Origin of the sequence: Hespellia stercorisuis DSM 15480 (genome assembly GCF_900142165.1) — a bacterium.
In the GTDB taxonomy this organism is placed as follows: Bacteria; Bacillota; Clostridia; order Lachnospirales; family Lachnospiraceae; genus Hespellia; species Hespellia stercorisuis.
In genome coordinates, this window is record NZ_FQZY01000014.1 from 19,666 (window position 1) to 40,527 (window position 20,862).

A 20,862-nucleotide genomic window follows, 5' to 3' on the forward strand; every position below is an offset into this window, starting at 1 on the left:
AAAATATGAAGAAAAAAGCGTTGAGAAAAGATTTTTATATGGAAATCCGAAAAAGTCTGAGCCGCTTTTTGTCGATTTTTTTTATCGTGGCAATCGGCGTGGCATTCTTTTCCGGGATCCGTTCTACAGAGCCGGATATGCGTTACTCGGGAGATGCCTATTTTGACGGGCAGAATCTGATGGATGTCAAGGTTGTCAGCACGCTGGGACTCACGGAGGACGATGTGAAGGCAGTCGGGGCTGTGGACGGCATCCAGAAGGTGGAGGCGGGATACTCGGTGGATGCGCTGTGCAATGTCAATGACAGCGAGAAGGTTGTGCACATCACTTCAATACTTCCGTCCATGAACCAGCTGGTGGTGGAAAAAGGGCGGCTGCCAAAGAAGCAGAATGAGTGTGTTGTGGACGTGGATTTTATCGCGGGGAGCGATTACAAAATCGGAGACACGATCCGGTTCACAGAAGGAAATGATAAGAATATCAAGGATACATTGAAGACGGATCAGTACAAGATCGTTGGTCTGGTGAGCAGTCCGTGTTATATTTCTTTTTACCGGGGAAGCAGCAGCATCGGAACCGGAACGGTCGGCGGATTTGTGGCGGTTCCAGAAAAAAGCTTTGATTCGGAGGTCTACACAGAGCTGTACGCGACGGTGGACGGCGCCAAAAGTCTGACGGCATTTACGGATGGGTACAATGACCGGGTAGAGGAAGTTCTGGATCATGTAAAGGAAATCAAGGAAGAACGCCAGACCGCGCGGTACGATGAAGTGGTAGATGAGGCAAACGAAGAACTTGACAAGGCAAAAAAAGAATTGTCGGATGCAAAATCTGAGGCGGACGAAAAACTGGCAGATGCCAAAGCCAAACTGGATGACGGGCGGCAGCAGCTGGAGGATGCCAAACAGAAGATTGCGGACGGAAAACAGACGATTGCGGAAAATACCAGACAGTTATATGCGAAGCAGGCGGAACTGGATGACAGCCAGGCAGAACTGAGTGCAAAGCAGGAAGAGCTGTATGCCAATCAGGATGAACTAAATGGGAATCAGGCAGAGTTGAGTGCACAGCAGGCGGAGCTGATGGCAAAACAGAATGAACTGAGTGCAGGTCAGGCAGAACTGGACGAAAAGTCAGCAGGGCTTCAGGCGGGAATCGAGCAGCTGAATCAGCAGGCGGATGCAGTGGAACAGATGAAAGAACAGTACGCCGCGCTGGAGGCCGGTGGGGCGACTGACCCGGTAACGCTGCAGACAATGGCGCTCCTGAAAGCCCAGATCGATGCGGCAGAACCGCAGATCCAGACGACCCGGACCCAGCTGGATGAGGCTGGTGCCCAGATTCAGGCAGCGCAGGCTCAGATTGATGCGGGTCAGGCCCAAATCAATGATGGTCAGGCCCAGATCGATGACGGTCAGGCTCAGATCAACGCGGGTCAGGCCCAGATTGACGATGGGCAGGCTCAGATCAATGCGGGTCAGGCCCAGATTGACGACGGGCAGAATCAGATCAACGATGGATGGGCAAAGATTGAGACAGCTAAAGCAGAGCTGGCGAGCGGAGAGACAGAGATTGCGGAGAATGAGAAGAAGTTGAATGACGCTCAGGCAGAATATGATAATGCAAAGGCTGAGGCAGACGAAAAGATTGCGGATGCGGAGAAAAAGCTGGCAGACGGACAAGACGAGATAGAGAAAATCGACCATGCCAAATGGTATATCTACGACCGGAGCACCCTGACTGAATACGATGGTTACGGGGAAAATGCAGACCGTATGCGCGCGATCGGCAAGGTGTTCCCGGTACTCTTCTTTCTGGTGGCGGCGCTGATCAGTCTGACGACCATGACCAGAATGGTGGAGGAGCAGAGAACCCAGATCGGTACGCTCAAAGCATTAGGCTACGGCAAAGGCGCCATCGCGTTCAAGTATCTCGGCTATGCATTTATTGCAACCATGGGCGGATGTATTACCGGAGTGCTGATCGGAGAAAAGATATTCCCATACATCATCATTGTTGCCTACGGAATTATGTACCAGCATATGAATATCGTGCTGGCACCATACAATATGTACTATGCGGCGATGGCGACGGCGGCTGCCATGGGATGTACCATTGTGGCGACCACGTTTGCGTGCTACAAAGAACTGCGCGCCCAGCCGGCAGAGTTGATGAGACCGCCGGCACCGAAGAATGGAAAACGTGTTTTTATGGAGCGGCTGCCATTTATATGGAAACATCTGAGTTTTATCTGGAAAGCGACGATCCGGAATCTGATCCGCTATAAGAAACGGTTTTTTATGACTGTATTCGGAATCGGCGGCTGTATGGCGCTGCTGCTGGTCGGATTCGGACTGAAGGATTCCATTTTCGACATTGCACTGCTTCAGTACAATGAGATTCAGGTATATGACGGTATGGTGATCGTAAAAGATGAAGCTTCTGATGCGGTACGCAGCAAGCTGCACGACGTACTCAGCAACAACAAGGATGTGAAGGGGGCGGCACAGACACTGCTCACACAGGTTACCGTGGAGCATGGCAGCAAGGAAAAAGAAATCTACCTGAACGTGCCGGAGAAGGTGGATTCATTTTCAGATTACGTACGTTTTGAGGATCGTATTACAAAAGAAAAATACACTCTGAATGACGATGGGGTCATTATGACAGAAAAGACGGCAAAGCAGCTCGATGTGAAGGCAGGCGACACCATTATTGTTCAGGATGATGTCAAGGGGGAACTCAAGGTAAAGGTCACCACGATCTGTGAGAACTATATTGGTCACTACATTTATATGACACCGGGGCTGTATGAAAATCTGTACGGAAAAGAACCATTATATAATGCGGACTATTTTGAACTGAAGAAGTTTGACAAAGCGACACTGCGAAAGACCGGAGAAGCTGCATTGGACGAGGACGCGGCACTGGGTGTGAGCTACACGAGCGATGTGGAGGAGCAGCTGGATGACATGCTGGCAAGCCTGAATATCGTACTCGTGGTGCTGATCATCTCGGCCGGAATGCTTGCATTTGTAGTGCTGTATAACCTGAACAATATCAACATCACGGAGCGGAAGAGGGAACTCGCGACACTGAAAGTGCTGGGCTTTTATGACAAAGAGGTTTCGTCTTATGTGTACCGGGAAAATGTTGTTCTGACCTTTGTGGGTGCGGGATTCGGCGCGCTGCTCGGAAGGGTTCTGCACCGGTTCATCATTGTGACGGTGGAGATTGACAATTGTATGTTCGGCCGGAATATTGATTTCAGCAGCTATATTTACAGCGTACTGATCACGGTCGCTTTCTCTCTGTTTGTCAACTGGGTGATGTATTATAAACTAAAGAAGATCAACATGGTAGAATCACTAAAAAGCGTGGAATAAAGGGCTACCGTCACAAAACAAACATAATTATCTGATAGTATAACCATTGAGAGTAAGTGTCTGCACCGGAAAAACAGCAGACAGATGTAAATAAACAGACGAAAGAGAGGAGCAGCAATGGATAAGATTAAAATCCTGGTGGTAGATGACGAGAGCAGAATGCGCAAACTGGTAAAAGATTTCCTGGCACGTGAGAACTATAATGTATTGGAAGCGGGAGATGGAATGGAAGCCATGGATGTGTTCTATGACAACAAGGATATTTCGCTGATCATTCTGGATGTGATGATGCCGAAGATGGATGGCTGGCAGGTGTGCCGTGAGGTGCGTGAACTGTCGAAAGTTCCAATCATCATGCTGACGGCGAGAGCCGATGAACGTGATGAATTACAGGGATTTGAGCTGGGCGTGGATGAGTATATTTCCAAGCCGTTCAGCCCGAAAATTCTCGTGGCGAGAGTGGAGGCAATTCTCAGGCGAACACAGGGAATCGATACAGGCGATATCATTGACGCCGGCGGAATCAAGATTGATAAGGCGGCGCATATCGTTCGGATCAATGAGGAAAATATTGATCTCAGTTTCAAGGAATTTGAACTGTTGACTTATTTTGTGGAGAACACAGGGATTGCCCTGTCGCGTGAGAAAATCCTGAACAATGTGTGGAATTACGATTACTTTGGAGACGCCAGGACCATCGATACACATGTGAAGAAATTGAGAAATAAGCTGGGAGACAAAGGGAATTACATCAAGACCATCTGGGGCATGGGCTATAAGTTCGAGGTGGAATCATGATGAAGCGTTCTCTGAAACGCCAGATGATCGTCGTGTTCATCGGACTGATTCTGGTGGTTCTGCTTGCGATGTTCGGGATCAACTCCCAGTTTCTGGAACGGTACTATATCGCAAACAAACAGAACGACCTGACGGAGATGTATGCGACAGTCAGTCAGGCAATCAATGATGGCTGCATCTCGGATGCGGCGACGCAGGAGCAGCTGAGCCGGATGTGTGAGCAAGCTAACATGTCTGCGGTGATCACGGACGGTGTCGGGCAGGTGGTGTTCATGACGGCCCGGGAGGACGATGGCAGACTGACCTCACAGATGATGGGATATCTTCTGGGAAAGAATCAGGATAAGAGTGATATACTGAAAACTACGGACAACTATGAAATCCAGAAAAGTACGGATCCCAAAAATAAAACAGATTATATCGAGATGTGGGGCAGTATAGCGGACAGCTATCTGTTTATCATTCGAAGTCCGCTGGAGAGCATCAAGGAGAGCGCATCTCTGGCCAATCAGTTTTTGGTCTATGTCGGAGTCGCGGCGGTCTTTTTCAGCATTCTGGCGGTAATGTTTTTCTCGAAGAAGATTACCGAGCCGATTATGGAGCTGGTGGATCTGTCAAAGCGGATGGCGAACCTTGATTTTGATGCACGCTATACCAGCGGCGGCGTCAACGAGATCGGAATTCTGGGTGCGAATTTCAATACCATGTCGATCACGCTGGAACGGACGATCTCTGAACTGAAAAGCGCGAACAACAAGCTGCAGAAGGATATCGAGCAGAAAGAGAAGATTGAGAACATGCGGACCGAATTCCTGGGTAACGTATCCCATGAACTGAAGACTCCGATTGCCCTGATTCAGGGATATGCGGAGGGCCTTAAGGAAGGGGTGAATGACGATCCGGAGGGAAGAGAGTTCTACTGCGACGTCATCATGGACGAGGCAGGGAAGATGAACCAGATGGTAAAGAACCTGCTGACGCTCAATCAGCTGGAGTTCGGCGAGGATGATGTGCAGTTCGAGCGATTTGACATTGTGGACATGATCAGGGGGGTTCTGCAGAGCTGTGAGATCCTGATCCAGCAGGCGGATGCCACGGCTACATTTGTGGAGACAGAGCCGACATATGTGTGGGCGGATGAATTTAAGACCGAGCAGGTACTGCGCAATTACCTGACCAATGCGATCCATCATGTGGACAATGAGCGCAAGATCGAGATTCGTCTGATCCGGCAGGGCGACACCGTGCGGATTACCGTGTTCAACAGCGGATTCCCGATCCCGCAGGATGATATCGCCAAGCTGTGGGATAAATTTTATAAAGTGGATAAAGCACATACGAGAGAGTACGGTGGAAACGGAATTGGACTTTCAATCGTGAAAGCGATTATGGAATCTTTCCATCAGCAGTATGGTGTGAAAAATTATGACAATGGCGTCGAGTTCTGGTTTGAGCTGGATGCCAAATAGCAGAAATGCTTTGTGTATCTGTGCAGGCGGCAAAGATCCTTCTCGTGTTGAGGCGGATTTGCCGGCGCAGAGTCTACGAGGTCTCCGGCAATCAGATTCGCCGGGGACTTCTTTTTTTCATCTTTTCGACGGATAGAAAGTGTGGTACACTTGTATCGTGTAAATTCGTGGGCACGCGGATGCGTGTGCAGGTCATCCGTCTTTGGCGAATGACAAGATATACCAAAATAAAGGAGAAAATGTCGATGATAGCGATAATAGATTATGATGCAGGCAATATCAAAAGCGTGGAAAAAGCGCTGGTACTGCTGGGGCAGGAAGTGAAGATAACGAGAGATCCGAAGGAAATTCTCAGTGCACAAAAGGTGGTTCTGCCCGGAGTGGGGGCCTTCGGTGACGCGATGGAAAAACTGAATCAATATGAACTGGTGCCTGTGATCAGGCAGGTGGTGGAGAGAAATATTCCCTTTCTTGGAATCTGTCTCGGACTGCAGCTTCTGTTTGAGCGCAGCGATGAGGCTCCGGGAGTGGAAGGCCTTGGCGTGCTGAAGGGGGAGATTCTGCGGATCCCGGACGGTGAAGGTCTGAAAATCCCGCATATGGGCTGGAATTCGCTGCACCTTGAGAACGGCGGACGTCTTTTTGTGGGACTGGAAGAGGGGGCTTATGTGTATTTTGTACATTCTTATTATCTGAAGGCTTCTGAGCCGGAGATCGTGAAAGCGTCCACAGAGTACAGCACTCACATTCACGCATCGGTGGAGAAGGGCAATGTGTTCGCGTGCCAGTTTCATCCAGAGAAGAGCAGCGATGTGGGCTTGCAGATACTGAAGAATTTCGTGTCGATCTAGAACAGAAGGGGGACAAAACTGATGTTTACAAAGAGAATTATTCCATGTCTGGATGTCCATGCAGGACGCGTGGTGAAGGGCGTAAATTTTGTGGATTTAAAAGATGCCGGAGACCCGGTTGAGATAGCAAAAGCGTACGATAAGGCGGGGGCCGATGAGCTGGTATTTCTGGACATTACCGCATCCTCCGATGCGCGGGAAACTGTAGCTGACATGGTGCGCAAGGTGGCAGACTGTGTATTTATCCCGTTTACGGTAGGAGGCGGAATCCGCACGGTAGATGATTTCCGGGCACTTCTTCGGGAGGGAGCGGACAAGATCTCCATCAACTCGTCGGCCATTAACACGCCGGAGCTGGTACATGATGCGGCGGAAAAGTTTGGCAGCCAGTGTGTTGTGGTTGCGATTGACGCGAAGCGCAGAGAAGATAAAAGCGGTTGGAATATTTACAAAAATGGGGGCCGGATTGATGTGGGAATAGATGCTGTGGAATGGGCCCGCAGGGTGGAGAGCCTGGGGGCAGGGGAAATCCTGCTGACCAGCATGGACTGTGACGGCACAAAGGCCGGCTATGATCTGGAACTGACCAGAGCAATCGCGGAGAATGTTTCGATACCGGTTATCGCATCCGGAGGAGCAGGGACGCTGGAGCATTTTAAGGAGGCTCTGACTGAGGGAAAGGCGGACGCGGCACTGGCAGCATCACTTTTCCACTATAAAGAGCTGGAAATCAAAGAGGTAAAAGAATATCTGAGAGACGAGGGAATCTCAGTGAGACTGTAAAGGAGGACGGACGATGCCGGGGATTAACGGAGATTGGTACGAAGCTTTAAAGGAAGAATTTAAGAAACCTTATTATAAGGAGTTATTTCAGAAGGTGAATGAAGAATACAGGACAAACCTGATATTTCCACCCGCGAATGATGTGTTCAATGCATTCCATCTGACACCGCTGAAGGATGTGAAGGTGGTGATTCTGGGACAGGATCCGTATCACAATAACGGCCAGGCACATGGTCTGTGCTTCTCCGTAAAAAAAGGTGTGGAGGTCCCGCCTTCTCTTGTAAACATTTATAAGGAGCTTCACGACGATCTCGGCTGTACGATTCCGAACCATGGATGTCTGACAAAATGGGCCGAGCAGGGGGTGCTGATGCTCAACACTGTGCTGACGGTCCGCGCCCACCAGGCCAATTCCCACAGGGGAATCGGCTGGGAGGAATTTACGGATGCAGCGATTATGGCGCTGAATACACAGGACAGACCAATCGTGTTTATCCTGTGGGGAGGTCCGGCGCAGAGGAAGAAAAAGATGCTGACGAATCCCAAGCACCTGATTCTGGAAGCACCGCATCCGAGCCCGCTGTCAGCTTACCGCGGATTTTTCGGGAGCAGACCCTTCAGTCAGACGAACGCGTTTCTTACCGCGAATGGTGTGGAGCCAGTGGACTGGCAGATCGATTAGCGCAGGGACTGGCTGCTTCGGGGAACGGTTTCCCCGGTGAACAGTCCTGTTAGTGGCAGGAATGTTCACCGCAGCCCTCACCGGTTTCGTGGCTGTGATGGTGGCTGCAGTTTGCCTGCTGCACATACTGCAGTGTTCCTGCAAGATATGCTTCAACTGCGTCATCAGCAGAGCCGCTGACTCCGGCACAGAGTTCGATGCCTGCCTCACCGAGTGCAGTGATGGCACATCCACCAATTCCGCCGCAGATCAGAACATTGGCTTTGTTGGCGGACAAGAAGGTGGCGAGGGCACTGTGTCCGCTGCCGATTGCACTGATGACCTCTGAACCGGTTACCTTTCTGTCAGTGATATCATAAAATTTTACATTTTCTGTGTGTCCGAAATGCTGAAAAATATTCCCGTTTTCGTAAGTTACTCCAATTCTCATATTCCTTCTCCTCTTTTCAAAACCATTTTTATTGTTACAATTGCTGCAGGTGCGGTGTTTCTGACATCCTCCGCAGTCACAAGAATCTTCCCTGCCGTCACAGAGAGTGTAGGTTCCACCTTCAATCTGGAGAAATCGGCCCTCTACAAGAGACTGCGACAGCTTTTTTCTGGCGTCGTTGTAAATCTGCTGGACGGTGGTTCGGGCAATCTGCATGTAGCGCCCGCATTCTTCCTGAGTAAAGCCCTGATAGTCGATCAGACGGATGGCTTCGTATTCCTCCACTGTCATGAGAATCAGCTGCGCCTCTGAACAGCGGCGGTGTGCGGGGCCAAACAGGCTGATACCGGGCAGGCAGCAGACTTTTCTGCATTTTCTGGGTCTGGCCAAAAAAACACCTCCTTGTTTGCTTGTTGAGTATTATCATACATGCGTTTATGACATATGTCAATAATTATCGGTACAATAAAGGTCCAAACAAAAGGGAAACAGACCTTAAGCAGCCCTGAATTTGAGAGCGTTTTCACAGAAAGATTTGTCTGATGATCTCCTTGACCGTGCTTCATTATTAACGTATAATAAATTAGGAAACATCTATTTGTATAGAACCTTACCAAAGATGTTACCGGTTATCATACAATTGAGGATTGAAACAGGCAGTAAAGCGATAGAAGGCTCCGATCTGAGAGTGTGGAGCCCAGAGGGTTTGGAATGACAAAAGAGTTAAAGCGAAAATTAATAGAGCTTGGTGTGGGCATTGTTCTGTATATTTATGCGATTTTTTCGGAACAATACTGGCATACCGGCAAATGGGAGACGGTGATTTTATTTCTGCTCCCGTATCTGACAGTGGTCGGAGAACTGCTGAGGACAATATGGACAAATACTAAGGGGAAAAAGTATTTTGATGAAAATATTCTGATACTTCTGGCGACGGTAGGCGCATTTCTCTGTGGAAAAAACGCGGAGGCGGTGGGGGTGCTCCTGTTTTATCAGATGGGAAAATTATTTGAACATCTGGCATTGCGGCACTCACAGAAATCAATTGAAAAATTTATGGACATCCGGCCGGACTATGCGAATCGAAGAGTCCGCGGCCAGGAGGTCAGAGTGGATCCCTCAGAATTAAAACTGAGAAATATTATTATTGTGAAGCCCGGAGAGCGGATTCCGGTGGACGCGGTGATCGTGAAGGGAAACAGTACGGTCAACACGATGGCACTGACCGGTGAATCTGTTCCACACGAGGTGAGAGAGGGAGACAGACTTTACAGTGGAAGCATCAATTTGACCGGGCTGCTGGAGGCGCGTGTCACAAAATTGTACGGTGAGTCCACCGTGTCGAAAATTCTGGATCTGGTTCAGAATGCAAACAACCGCAAGTCTGACAGTGAGAATTTTGTGACACGTTTTAACAAATGGTACACACCGATCGTGACACTTTTGGGATTTGCGGTCATGATCATACCGTCGGTGACATTTGCTCCGGAGGAACGTTACATCTGGGTATATCGTGGACTGATCTTTCTTGTGACGGCATGCCCATGCGGTCTGATCCTTTCGGTTCCACTGGCATTTTTTGGAGGAATCGGTGCGGCATCCAGGCAGGGAGTCGTGGTCAAGGGGGCAAATTTCCTGGAGAATCTGGCGAAGACGGAGACCTTTGTGTTTGATAAGACGGGTACGCTGACCAAGGGGGTTTTCGTGGTGAAGGAATATCATCCGCGCAATATGTCAAAAGAAGAATTGCTGGAGCTTATGGCGTACGGAGAGATTCATTCCAACCATCCCATTGCCCAGTCTCTGCGGGAGGCATACGGCAAAGAGCTGGACAAGAAGAAAGTGAAGTGGGTGAAGGAGTACTCCGGATTTGGTGTCAGAGCGAACATCGAGGGCCGGAAGGTATACATCGGCAATTCCAAATTTATGAGACGCAATGAGATTGTATACAGTAAAGTCCGTTCGGCCGGAACAGCAGTACATCTGGCGGTGGACGGAGTCTATGCCGGCTACATACTGATTGCAGATACACTGCGCGAGGATGCCAAGTACACAATTTCGCAGCTGCGGCACCACCAGATGATCCTGGTAATGCTGACCGGAGATAACGAACGCGTGGCAAAATCTGTGGCGCGTGAACTTGGAATCGAGAATGTGTTTGCCAACCTGATGCCGGAAGGAAAAGTTGAGCAGCTGCAGGAATTTATGGACAGTCAGCTGGAGGAAGAAAAACTGGTATTTGTCGGTGACGGTATCAATGATGCACCAGTACTTGCCATGGCAGATGTCGGAATAGCAATGGGAGGTCTTGGATCGGACGCCGCAATTGAAGCGGCAGATATCGTCCTTATGAAAGATGAGCCATCCGGAATTATCAAAGCTATCCGTATCGCAAAAGAGACTTTGAGTGTGGTAAAGGAAAATATGGTATTCGCGATTGGAATCAAGGTGATACTTCTGGTATTTGCGATTATGGGATACGTTTCCATGCGCGATGCAATCGTGGCAGATATGGTGGTGCTGGCAATCAACCTGCTTAATTCATTATGGGTGCTGCGGTATCCGGAACAATAAATATTAGGAGATAATTATGAAGAAATTTTTGATAGTATTGACGGTGCTTATGTCCTGCATGCTGGTGGGATGCACGAGCAAGGTGGCAGATGGAGTGAAACTGATGGAGGAAGGCAGCTATCAGGGCGCGGTTGACAAGTTTCAGGAGGCAATTGACAAAGGAAAGAACGCGGGAGAAGCATATCGTGGACAGGGAATGGCATACTATGAACTGGGAGACTATGCTTCTGCACAGGGAGCATTGGAGTCAGCTCTGAACAATGGTGTGGAGGAGACTCCGATTATTTACAATATGCTTGGTATCTGCTATATGAAACAGGATGATATGGAGAGTGCCTTCAACAACTTTAATCTGGGAATTGCAGTGGCCGATGAGCTGGCTGGTGACGATGAGACGGATTATTCCAAGACGGTGCAGGAGATGAAATACAATATCATCATCTGTTATGAAAAGCAGCTTGACTGGGAAAGTGCCAAGACAAAGATGGCGGAATATATGATCCAGTATCCGGATGATACGGACGCACAGAAAGAGGCTCAATTTTTAGAGACACGGTAGTGGAGCAGTGCAGCAAACCCGAACGGTGTTCGGCAGGGCACTGTTCAGGCAACGCCTCCTTTGGAGGTATCATATTTTGAGGAAAATAAATGTTTGATAATGATGAGATAAAAGAGCGGGTTCTGCTGGTCGGCGTCCGCACAAGTGAGAACGATGACACGGAGATGTCACTCGATGAACTGGGAGAACTGGCCGAGACGGCCGGAGCTGCGGTTGTAGGAAAACTGATTCAGAACCGGGAGATGGTTCATCCGGGAACCTACGTTGGCAAAGGAAAAATCGACGAAATCAAAGAAAAAATATGGGAGCTGGATGCGACCGGCATCATCTGTGATGATGAGCTGAGTCCAGCCCAGTTAGGCAATCTCCAAGATGTCCTGGATACGAAGGTCATGGATCGTACCTTGATTATCTTGGATATTTTTGCGGCCAGGGCAACCACGAATGAAGGGAAAATCCAGGTGGAGCTTGCCCAGCTGAAGTATCGCCAGTCCAGACTGACAGGGCTTGGAGTCTCGCTGTCCAGACTGGGCGGCGGAATCGGAACGAGGGGCCCCGGTGAGAAGAAGCTGGAGATGGATCGGCGTCTTATCAAAGGGCGGATCGCGCAGCTGAACCGGGAGCTGAAGGAAGTGAAGCGTCACCGTGAGGTGACGAGGGAGCAGAGAAGCCGTAACCAGATTCCGGTCGTGGCAATCGTGGGGTATACCAACGCCGGAAAATCCACGCTCATGAACAGCTTGACCGGATCCGAGATTCTGGCGGAGGACAAATTATTTGCCACGCTGGATCCGACGACGAGAGGCATGCAGCTGCCGAGTGGGCAGGAGGTTCTGCTGACGGATACCGTCGGGTTTATCCGAAAGCTGCCGCATCACTTGATTGAAGCTTTTAAAAGTACATTGGAAGAAGCGAAATATGCAGACATCATCCTCCACGTGGTAGATACGTCAAATCCGCAGGTGGATGAACAGATGTGTATTGTCTATGAGACGCTCGCTAATTTGGAAGTTACAGACAAGCCGGTGATTACGGCACTCAATAAACAGGATAAACTGGCCCTGCTGGGGAAACAGCCGCTGCTGCGGGATTTCAAGGCAGATTATATCGTGAAGGTGTCCGCAAAGACGGGCGAGGGTCTGGATGATCTGCAGACGGTGATCGAAAAAGTGCTGCGGGAGCAGAAGATTGCGATCGAGCGTGTTTATTCTTATGCGGATGCGGGAAAGATACAGTTAATCAGAAAATATGGGGAACTGCTGGAGGAAGAGTACCGCGACGATGGGATCTTTGTCAGAGGATATGTGCCGGCGGCGATCTATCCGAAGGTATCTGATGAGTAAATGATGTGGGGCAGGCAGAGAAAAAATCTGGTTGAAAAATCAGATCAGGCAGGCCGAATGAAAAAGCTGGATAAGAAAGTCGGATAGAAAAGTCGGCAGGATAAACAGATTAGGGATAGAATTAAAAAACTGGTGAAAAAACAGATTAAAAAAGAGATATATAAGACAGAGAGGAAGAAAACTATGGCAGAAACAGGGACAAAAAGCGGGAATCCACTTGCATCAGAGCCGCTGGGGAAGATGATGATGAAGTTTGCAATCCCCGCGATTATCAGTATGCTGGTAAGTGCCCTGTACAATATTGTAGATCAGATATTCATTGGGCAGGGAGTCGGAATGCTCGGAAATGCAGCGACAAATGTCGCGTTTCCGGTCACAACGATCTGCACGGCAACAGCACTGCTGCTGGGCATCGGAAGTGCATCAAACTATAACCTGGAACTGGGGGCAGGGCGGGAGAAAAAGGCAAATCAGCTTGCAGCCAACGGAATCTCCATGCTGTGTCTGTGCGGTGTGGCGATCGCGGTGATCGTGCTGCTGGCGAGAAATCCGCTCCTTCATCTGTTCGGTGCCACCAAGGATGTGCTGCCGTATGCGCTGGACTACACCACTATCACGGCGTTCGGCATCCCGTTTCTGATTCTGACCAACGGTGGAAGCCATCTGATCCGCGCGGACAGAAGTCCAAGGTATTCCATGGTCTGTATGCTGACCGGTGCGGTCATCAACACTATACTTGATCCTTTGTTTATCTTTGGATTCCACTGGGGAATCAAGGGGGCAGCATTTGCCACCATCATCGGACAGATTGTATCAGGACTCCTGGTGCTTTTTTATTTCTGGAAATTAAAAAAGATGGAGCTGGAGGCGGGAATGTTCCGTCTGCGGTTTCACGATGTGGCGATGATCGCATCCCTCGGGGCATCCTCATTTATCAACCAGATTGCCATGCTCTTCGTACAGATCGTTATGAATAACACGCTGAAATATTACGGCGCGGCATCCAACTACGGCAGCGATATTCCGCTGGCCTGTGTGGGTGTCATCACGAAGGTCAACATGGTGTTTTTAAGCATCTGCATCGGGATCTCTCAGGGGTGCCAGCCTATCTGGGGATTCAACTACGGAGCGGAGAATTATAAGCGGGTGCGCAGGACGTACAAACTGTCCGCCATCTGGTGTACAGGGATTGCAACAGTGTTTTTCCTCTGTTTTCAGATGTTCCCGAGGCAGATCGTCAGCATTTTCGGAACCGGAACAGAGGAGTACTTTCATTTCGCAGAGCGATACCTGAAGGTATTCATGTTCATGACCTTTGCCAATGGAATACAGCCCATGTCGGCGGGATTCTTTACGTCCATCGGCAAGGCGAAGCTTGGAATCATCATGTCACTCACGAGACAGGTGATATTTTTGCTGCCGCTGATCGTCATTTTCCCGATGATCATGGGAATCGACGGTGTGATGTATGCAGGTCCGATCGCGGACGGGGCGGCAGCGATTGTTGCAGTATTCTTTGCGCGGCGGGAACTGATTAGAATGCGGGAATAAGGAATTATTGACCGGCAGCGTCGTTTGTCTTCACTTTGGCAGGCATCTGCGCCAGCACGACTGCTGCGAACACCAGCACGCATCCGAAGGATTCCTTTACACTCAGAACCTGTCCGAGCAGCAGCCATCCGCCGATCACAGAAAATACAGATTCCAGGCTCATAATCAGGGAGGCAATGGTTGGCTCCGCGTGTTTTTGTGCCACGATCTGCAGTGTGTAAGCCACACCGCAGGAGAGAACACCGGCGTAGAGCAGCGGCATCCATGCGTTCAGAACATTAGTGAGCTTCGGCGCTTCTACGGCGAACATCCCCACAGAGCAGATGATACTGCACACGAGAAACTGGATGCAGGACAGGCGCACTCCGTCAACCCGCGGTGAAAAATGATCCACGATCAGAATCTGGAATGCGAAGGCCAGAGCACAGATCAGAGCCAACAGATCTCCCGGGGCGATGGAGAAATTCTCCGTGATGCAAAGCAGATACATGCCGGCCAGAGCAATCAGGACACCAATCCAGATATTCAGTGAGACCCGTTTCTTCAGAAACAGACCCAGGATGGGCACAAACAGGATGTAGATCGTTGTGATAAATCCGACCTTCCCGACGGAACTGTGCATCAGCGCGAACTGCTGCAGGGTGCTGCCGAGACAGAGAAAAATTCCGCACAGCAGACCGCCGATCCAGAGCTCTTTGCTTTTCCAGGTGGCAGCAGGCATATGCATATGTGCGCGCTGCCGGTCCAGAAATGCGACGACAGGGAGCAGTGCCACAACTCCGATGAGGGAGCGCAGGGCATTGAAGGTAAACGGTCCGACATAGTCCATGCCGACCTTTTGGGCGACGAAAGCCATACCCCAGATAAATGCAGTGAGTAACAGTAGTAAGTTTGTCTTTAGTTTTGTCATGATTAGATATATCCTCCGTCCATTCCGATAATTTGTCCAGTCATATAGGCAGGGGCACAAGCCAGCTCAAGTGCCAGTGCGGCCACCTCCTCCGGTGTGCCGAATCTTCCGGCAGGAATCTCATCGGCCAGTTCTCTTTTCTCTTCTGCGCTCAGCTGCCCGTTCATGGCGGTGTCGATCACACCGCAGGCCAGTGCATTTACCTGGATGTTACTTGGGGCCAGCTCCTTGGCCAGAGCCCGAGTCAGACCGTTGACGCCGGACTTGGCGGCCGAGTAGGCAGCCTCGCAGGAGGCGCCGACGGTTCCCCACATGGAAGAAATGTTGATGATCCGCCCGGACTTTTTCGACACCATTGCAGGGATGGCAGCGCGGCAGCAGTAGAAGACAGAGCTGAGATTCGTCTGGATCAGACGGTTCCACTCGTCATCTGCCATATCGGATAACAGCCCAATGTGGGCGATTCCCGCGTTGTTGACCAGCACATCCAGACTGCCGCACTCGCGATAAATCTGCGCAAAGATGTCGGCTACATCTGCGGACACCCCGACATTGCCGACGACAGCGGTATAGGTCCCACCCAGCCGGTCAATCGAAGAGCCGACCGCGTTCAGCTCATCTATAGAAGTGCTGCAGTTTATAAATACGTGAAAACCGGCCCCGGCGAAAGCCAGTGCACAGGCTCTTCCGATTCCGCGGGAGGCCCCGGTGACCAGTACGGTTTTTTTGCTCATAGTTTTGTGTCTCCTTAATTTGAAAAATTACAATCGAGAAATATTATACACTATATTATCCGATTTGTCCGCATACAAATCAGATAACAATGAAAAGCTGCGAAGCGGATTTCAAATGTCTGCTTTACTAACAGACCGGCAGGTAGTAAAATAGAGATGTATGTATAGGTGCTAAAATCATAGGTTTCAGGTTTGACAAAACGGGACTTGAGGACAGTGTAAAAGGAGCTCTGCATTTTGCAGAGTTTTCTTATATTTTGACAGGAGGAGAAAAGGATGTTATCAAAATTCAGTGTGCGCAAACCCTACACGGTTGTGGTAGCGGTAGTGCTGGTTATCATTTTGGGAGTGGTGTCATTTATGAACATGACGGTGGATCTGCTCCCGAGCATGAATCTGCCTTATGCGATCGTCATGACGACGTATGTGGGGGCGAGCCCGGAGGAAGTGGAGACGGCGGTGACAAAGCCCATTGAGCAGTCTATGGCGACGGTGAGCAATATCAAAAACATCACGTCAACCTCACAGGAGAATGCATCGACTGTGATACTGGAGTTCGAGCAGACTGCCAACATGGATTCCACGACGATCGATATGCGGGAGAAGCTGGATCAGATTAAGGGATATTGGCCGGATACGGTGAACAACCCGATCATCATGAAGCTGAATCCGGATATGATGCCGGTTATGGTGGCAGCCATTGGCGCAGGAGAAGACAGTGTCTCGGATTCCAGTGCCATTATCGAGAATGATGTTCTGCCGGATATCGAAAGTCTGGAGGGAGTGGCATCGGTGTCTTCCTTCGGAACGGTGGAGAAGACCGTTCAGATTACGATCGACAAGAACAAGATCGCTGCCACGAATCAGCGGGTGCAGAACGCATTGAATGGAAAGTTCGATGATGCCCAGCAAAAGATTGATGAGGGCAAGGCACAGCTGGAGGATGGAAAAGCACAACTGGAGTCCGGGAAGAATCAGTTGACGGACCAGCTTGCACAGGCCTCGGAGGCGGAGGCTCAGATCCTGGAAGGAGAAGCGCAGATCGATTCCAAGATGACAGAGCTGGAGGATGGAGAGAAACAGCTGGATGCGGCGCAGACGCAGCTGGATGAGGGAAGGAGCGCGCTGGAAGTCATGAAGGCGGCGCTGGACAGTCAGAAGCAGACTGCACTGGAAAAAGCATATGCGGCCGCGGAGCAGGGAGTTTCAGAGCAGTTTGCCTCTTCGCTGGAAACCATGAATCAAGGCCTGGAGGCACTGGAAGCCCAGCTGGAGCAGGCGGCCGATGACGCGCAGAGACAGCAGATTCAGGCGCAGATTGATACCATGAAGCAGCAGATAGCGGCGGTGGAACAGTCCCGGGATGAAGCGGTTGACGCGGCAAAAAAGGCAGCAGAAGAGCAGGTGGAGGCAGGATTCGAACAAGGGTATGCTAAAATCACGGAGTCGCAGGAAAAGCTGGACAGCAGCCAGAAGGAACTGGATGCGGGGAAGACCCAGCTGGCAGAGGGGAAAAAGCAGCTGGAGGCCGTGCGCTTACAGTTGACCGAGGGAAAGATTTCCCTCGCCCAGGCGCAGTCGCAGATTGAGACGGCGAAGATCACTGCCACCATCGAGATGGCCACCGTCAATGCACAGATGGCGACGGCTGAGACCAAGCTGGACGAAGGGCAGACTGAGCTGGATAATTCCAAGTCAGATGCGTTGGAGGCAGCGAATGTGAGCAAGACCATCACGACGGACATGGTGGAGCAGCTTCTCACGGCGGAAAACTTTTCCATGCCGGCCGGTTATGTGAAGGAAGAAGGAATCGATTACCTGATCCGTGTGGGAGATAAATACGACAATATCGATGACATCAAGGCGATGCCGATGTTTGATATGGATATAGAAGGTCTGGATACGATCCGGCTGTCGGACGTGGCGGATGTCACGTATGTAAACAACGAGGATGAGGTTTATGCGAAGATTAACGGCGAGCCTGGAGTGCTGCTCACCGTGCAGAAGCAGACCGGGTATTCCACCGGAGATGTGAGCGGTCGTATTCTGGATAAGTTTGATGAACTTCGAAAGGAAAATAAGGATCTTGACATCGTCACACTGATGGATCAGGGCGTCTATATTGATCTGATCGTAAATTCTGTACTTCAGAATATGCTCTTTGGCGCGGTTCTGGCAATTTTGATCCTGCTGCTGTTTTTGCGGAGTATCCGGCCGACGTTTATCATTGCATGCTCGATCCCGATCAGTATCGTTACCGCTCTAGTTCTGATGTATTTCAGCGGAGTGACCCTGAATGTCATCTCCCTGTCCGGACTTGCACTGGGAGTCGGAATGCTGGTGGATAACTCCATCGTCGTGATCGAGAACATTTACCGGATGCGCAACGAGGAGGGGGCCTCAGCGAAAGAGGCGGCCATTGAGGGCGCAAGACAGGTGTCCGGTGCCATCGCGGCATCTACATTTACGACAGTCTGTGTGTTTGCCCCGATCGTATTTACCCAGGGAATCACCAGACAGCTGTTTGTAGATATGGGACTGACGATCGCGTACTCACTGCTGGCGAGCCTCGTGATCGCGCTGACGTTTGTGCCGATGATGTCGGCGGGACTTCTGAATAAGCAGGAGAAAAAAGAGACGAAGCTGTTTGAAAAAATCAAGAAGGTTTACGGCGGACTGCTGCGCCGGGCGCTCCGGTGGAAACCGCTGGTGCTGCTCGCGGCACTGGCAATGCTGGTGGTAAGTGGTCTGTTGGCGTACAGCAACGGAACGGCGTTTATGCCGGACATGGAGAGTACACAGATCAGCATGACGGTGACGACAGAGAAGGGGAGCACCATGCAGGAGACCGGCGAAGTGGCGGATCAGGTCATGGAAAAGCTTCTGGCGATCGACGACATCAAGGACGTCGGTGCGATGGCATCCACCGACACGTACACCGGGCAGGCAGCGGCCACGAATGAGGTGGAGCTCTATGGTATTTTAAAGGATGATAAGAAACTGAGCAACGACAAACTTCAGAAGAAGATCGAGGAAGAGACAAAGGATCTGCCCTGTGAGCTGGATATCAGCATGTCGAACATGGATATGAGTGCGCTGGGCAGCAGTGGAATCGTCGTGCAGATCAAGGGGAAGGATCTGGATACGCTCCAGACTATTTCAAAGGATATTGCAAAACGTGTGGAGGAAGTGAAGGGGACAGCTAATGTATCCGACGGGCTGGATGACACCACCGAGGAACTCCGGGTAAATGTAAAGGAAGAGGAGGCCATCCGGCACAATCTGACTAGCGCCCAGATCTATCAGCAGCTCGCGGCGAAGCTTGCCGCACAGTCCGCTGCGACGACGTTGTCTACAGATGTGGATGATTACGATGTGATTGTGGTGGATCAGAAGAATGAGGAGCTGACGAGAGAAGCCGTCAAGAATCTGAGCATCACAGCTACGAAGAAGGATGGGACGAAAGAGGAAGTTCCGCTTACAGAGATCGCAGAGTTCGAGACCGCCATGGGACTGCAGTCTATCAATCATGATGCCCAGAACCGGATTATCAGCGTGACCGCAGAGATCGCGGAGGGGGACAACATCGGACTGGTCAGCAGCCGGGTGCAGAAGGCGCTGAAGAGCTATGAGATGCCGGACGGATATACCTATGAGATGACCGGTGAGGATGAGACAATCCAGGAATCCATGGTAGAGCTATTTAAGATGCTTGCGCTTGCAATTGTGTTTATGTACCTTATTATGGTGGCACAGTTCCAGTCACTGCGCTCGCCGTTTATCGTCATGTTCACGGTTCCGCTCGCATTTACGGGAGGTCTCTTCGGGCTGTATCTGACGGGAAATCCGATCAGTATCATCGCGATGGTTGGATTCGTCATGCTTTCCGGAATTATCGTCAACAACGGGATCGTGTTCATCGACTATACGAACCAGCTGATGGCGGCAGGTATGGAGCGGCAGGACGCGCTGGTGGAATCAGGAAGGACGCGTCTGCGCCCAATCATCATGACTGCGCTGACTACGATCCTTGGATTGTCGACTATGGCAATCGGAGTCGGAATGGGAGCAGATATGGTTCAGCCGATGGCGGTTGTAACTATTGGTGGACTTATTTATGGAACTCTGTTAACATTATTTGTAGTACCTTGCATCTTTGATCTGTTCCACAAGAGAGAGAAGGCAAGATTGCGCGAGAGCATAGAGACGAATGAAAAGCCGAATACGGAGGACGAAGAGTCAGATGATTAACGAAGCGATAGTATTTGCGACGAAGGCACATGCAGGACAATTTCGAAAGGGAACCATGCGTCCCTACATTGTGCATCCGGTTGAGGTGGGAGATATCGTATCCTCCATGACCATGGATGAGGAAGTGAGATGTGCAGCGGTGCTCCATGACACGATCGAGGATTGTGAGTGGGTGACGGAGGACGTAATCTGCCGGGAGTTCGGCCCCCGCGTTGCGAACATTGTGGTCCAGGAAAGCGAAGACAAGAGCAAGAGCTGGACGGAGCGGAAGACGAATACAATCCAGCATATCAAGGAGGCACCCTGGGAGGTGCAGATGATCGCGTTGGCGGACAAACTGTCCAACATGCGGGACATTGACCGGGATTATCCGGTGCTGGGTGATGAACTGTGGAACCGCTTCAGAATGAAAGATAAGGACACCATAGGCTGGTATTATAAAGGCGTGCGGGATGCATTGAAGGATTCGTTTTCAGATCAGCCGGCCTACAGAGAATACTGTCAGTTGGTGGAAAAGAATTTTGGAGAATAGTTCATGTGG

The 20,862-nt window shown here is 50.5% G+C and carries 15 protein-coding genes; 12 read left to right on the forward strand and 3 right to left on the reverse strand.

Annotation, left to right across the window (positions count from 1 at the left end; translation table 11 throughout):
* The first annotated feature begins 5 nt into the window (after window positions 1-5).
* From BUB85_RS05580 to ung, 6 genes are all read left to right on the forward strand, one after another.
* A complete protein-coding gene (locus BUB85_RS05580) occupies window positions 6-3,386 on the forward strand; it encodes an FtsX-like permease family protein (RefSeq protein WP_073106625.1) in 3,381 nt (1,126 codons plus the stop codon).
* 117 nt (window positions 3,387-3,503) lie between these two features.
* Complete coding sequence (locus BUB85_RS05585; protein WP_073106629.1) at window positions 3,504-4,184, forward strand: response regulator transcription factor; 681 nt, start codon at window positions 3,504-3,506, stop codon at window positions 4,182-4,184.
* The gene (locus BUB85_RS05590) at window positions 4,184-5,653 is read left to right on the forward strand and encodes a sensor histidine kinase (protein ID WP_073106635.1); all 1,470 of its coding nucleotides are present in this window, start codon (window positions 4,184-4,186) and stop codon (window positions 5,651-5,653) included. The genes BUB85_RS05585 and BUB85_RS05590 overlap by 1 nt, the downstream gene beginning before the upstream one ends.
* A gap of 245 nt (window positions 5,654-5,898) precedes the next feature.
* Window positions 5,899-6,504, forward strand: a complete 606-nt coding sequence (hisH, locus tag BUB85_RS05595; RefSeq protein WP_073106640.1) for an imidazole glycerol phosphate synthase subunit HisH — start codon at window positions 5,899-5,901, stop codon at window positions 6,502-6,504.
* 21 nt (window positions 6,505-6,525) lie between these two features.
* Window positions 6,526-7,287: an imidazole glycerol phosphate synthase subunit HisF gene (gene hisF, locus BUB85_RS05600; RefSeq protein ID WP_073106645.1), complete on the forward strand. Its 762-nt coding sequence runs from the start codon at window positions 6,526-6,528 to the stop codon at window positions 7,285-7,287.
* A gap of 13 nt (window positions 7,288-7,300) precedes the next feature.
* Window positions 7,301-7,969, forward strand: coding sequence for a uracil-DNA glycosylase (gene ung, locus BUB85_RS05605; RefSeq protein ID WP_073106650.1), 669 nt, complete (start codon window positions 7,301-7,303; stop codon window positions 7,967-7,969).
* Window positions 7,970-8,018: 49 nt separating this feature from the next.
* Here ung and BUB85_RS05610 read toward each other — a convergent pair whose 3' ends face one another.
* A complete protein-coding gene (locus BUB85_RS05610; protein WP_073106653.1) occupies window positions 8,019-8,789 on the reverse strand; it encodes a DUF134 domain-containing protein in 771 nt (256 codons plus the stop codon).
* Between the two features lie 321 nt (window positions 8,790-9,110).
* Between BUB85_RS05610 and BUB85_RS05615 the strand changes: the two genes are divergently transcribed.
* From BUB85_RS05615 to BUB85_RS05630, 4 genes are all read left to right on the forward strand, one after another.
* A complete protein-coding gene (locus tag BUB85_RS05615; protein WP_073106656.1) occupies window positions 9,111-10,973 on the forward strand; it encodes a heavy metal translocating P-type ATPase in 1,863 nt (620 codons plus the stop codon).
* Window positions 10,974-10,989: 16 nt separating this feature from the next.
* On the forward strand, window positions 10,990-11,532 hold the full coding sequence (locus BUB85_RS05620; protein ID WP_073106659.1) for a tetratricopeptide repeat protein: 543 nt from the start codon (window positions 10,990-10,992) through the stop codon (window positions 11,530-11,532).
* An 89-nt stretch (window positions 11,533-11,621) separates the two neighbouring features.
* Window positions 11,622-12,875, forward strand: a complete 1,254-nt coding sequence (gene hflX, locus BUB85_RS05625) for a GTPase HflX (RefSeq protein WP_073106662.1) — start codon at window positions 11,622-11,624, stop codon at window positions 12,873-12,875.
* A 183-nt stretch (window positions 12,876-13,058) separates the two neighbouring features.
* Entirely contained in the window at window positions 13,059-14,426 is a 1,368-nt protein-coding gene (locus BUB85_RS05630) for an MATE family efflux transporter (RefSeq protein WP_073106665.1), read from the forward strand.
* A gap of 4 nt (window positions 14,427-14,430) precedes the next feature.
* Here the strand turns inward: BUB85_RS05630 and BUB85_RS05635 are convergent, their stop codons facing one another.
* Both BUB85_RS05635 and fabG read right to left on the reverse strand, forming a co-directional pair.
* Window positions 14,431-15,336: a DMT family transporter gene (locus BUB85_RS05635; RefSeq protein ID WP_073106668.1), complete on the reverse strand. Its 906-nt coding sequence runs from the start codon at window positions 15,334-15,336 to the stop codon at window positions 14,431-14,433.
* A gap of 2 nt (window positions 15,337-15,338) precedes the next feature.
* Window positions 15,339-16,070, reverse strand: a complete 732-nt coding sequence (fabG, locus tag BUB85_RS05640; protein ID WP_073106671.1) for a 3-oxoacyl-ACP reductase FabG — start codon at window positions 16,068-16,070, stop codon at window positions 15,339-15,341.
* Between the two features lie 276 nt (window positions 16,071-16,346).
* Here fabG and BUB85_RS05645 point away from each other — a divergent pair, with 276 nt between their 5' ends.
* Both BUB85_RS05645 and BUB85_RS05650 read left to right on the forward strand, forming a co-directional pair.
* Window positions 16,347-20,321, forward strand: a complete 3,975-nt coding sequence (locus BUB85_RS05645; RefSeq protein WP_073106674.1) for an efflux RND transporter permease subunit — start codon at window positions 16,347-16,349, stop codon at window positions 20,319-20,321.
* Entirely contained in the window at window positions 20,314-20,853 is a 540-nt protein-coding gene (locus tag BUB85_RS05650; protein ID WP_073106677.1) for an HD domain-containing protein, read from the forward strand. The genes BUB85_RS05645 and BUB85_RS05650 overlap by 8 nt, the downstream gene beginning before the upstream one ends.
* Window positions 20,854-20,862: the final 9 nt, after the last annotated feature.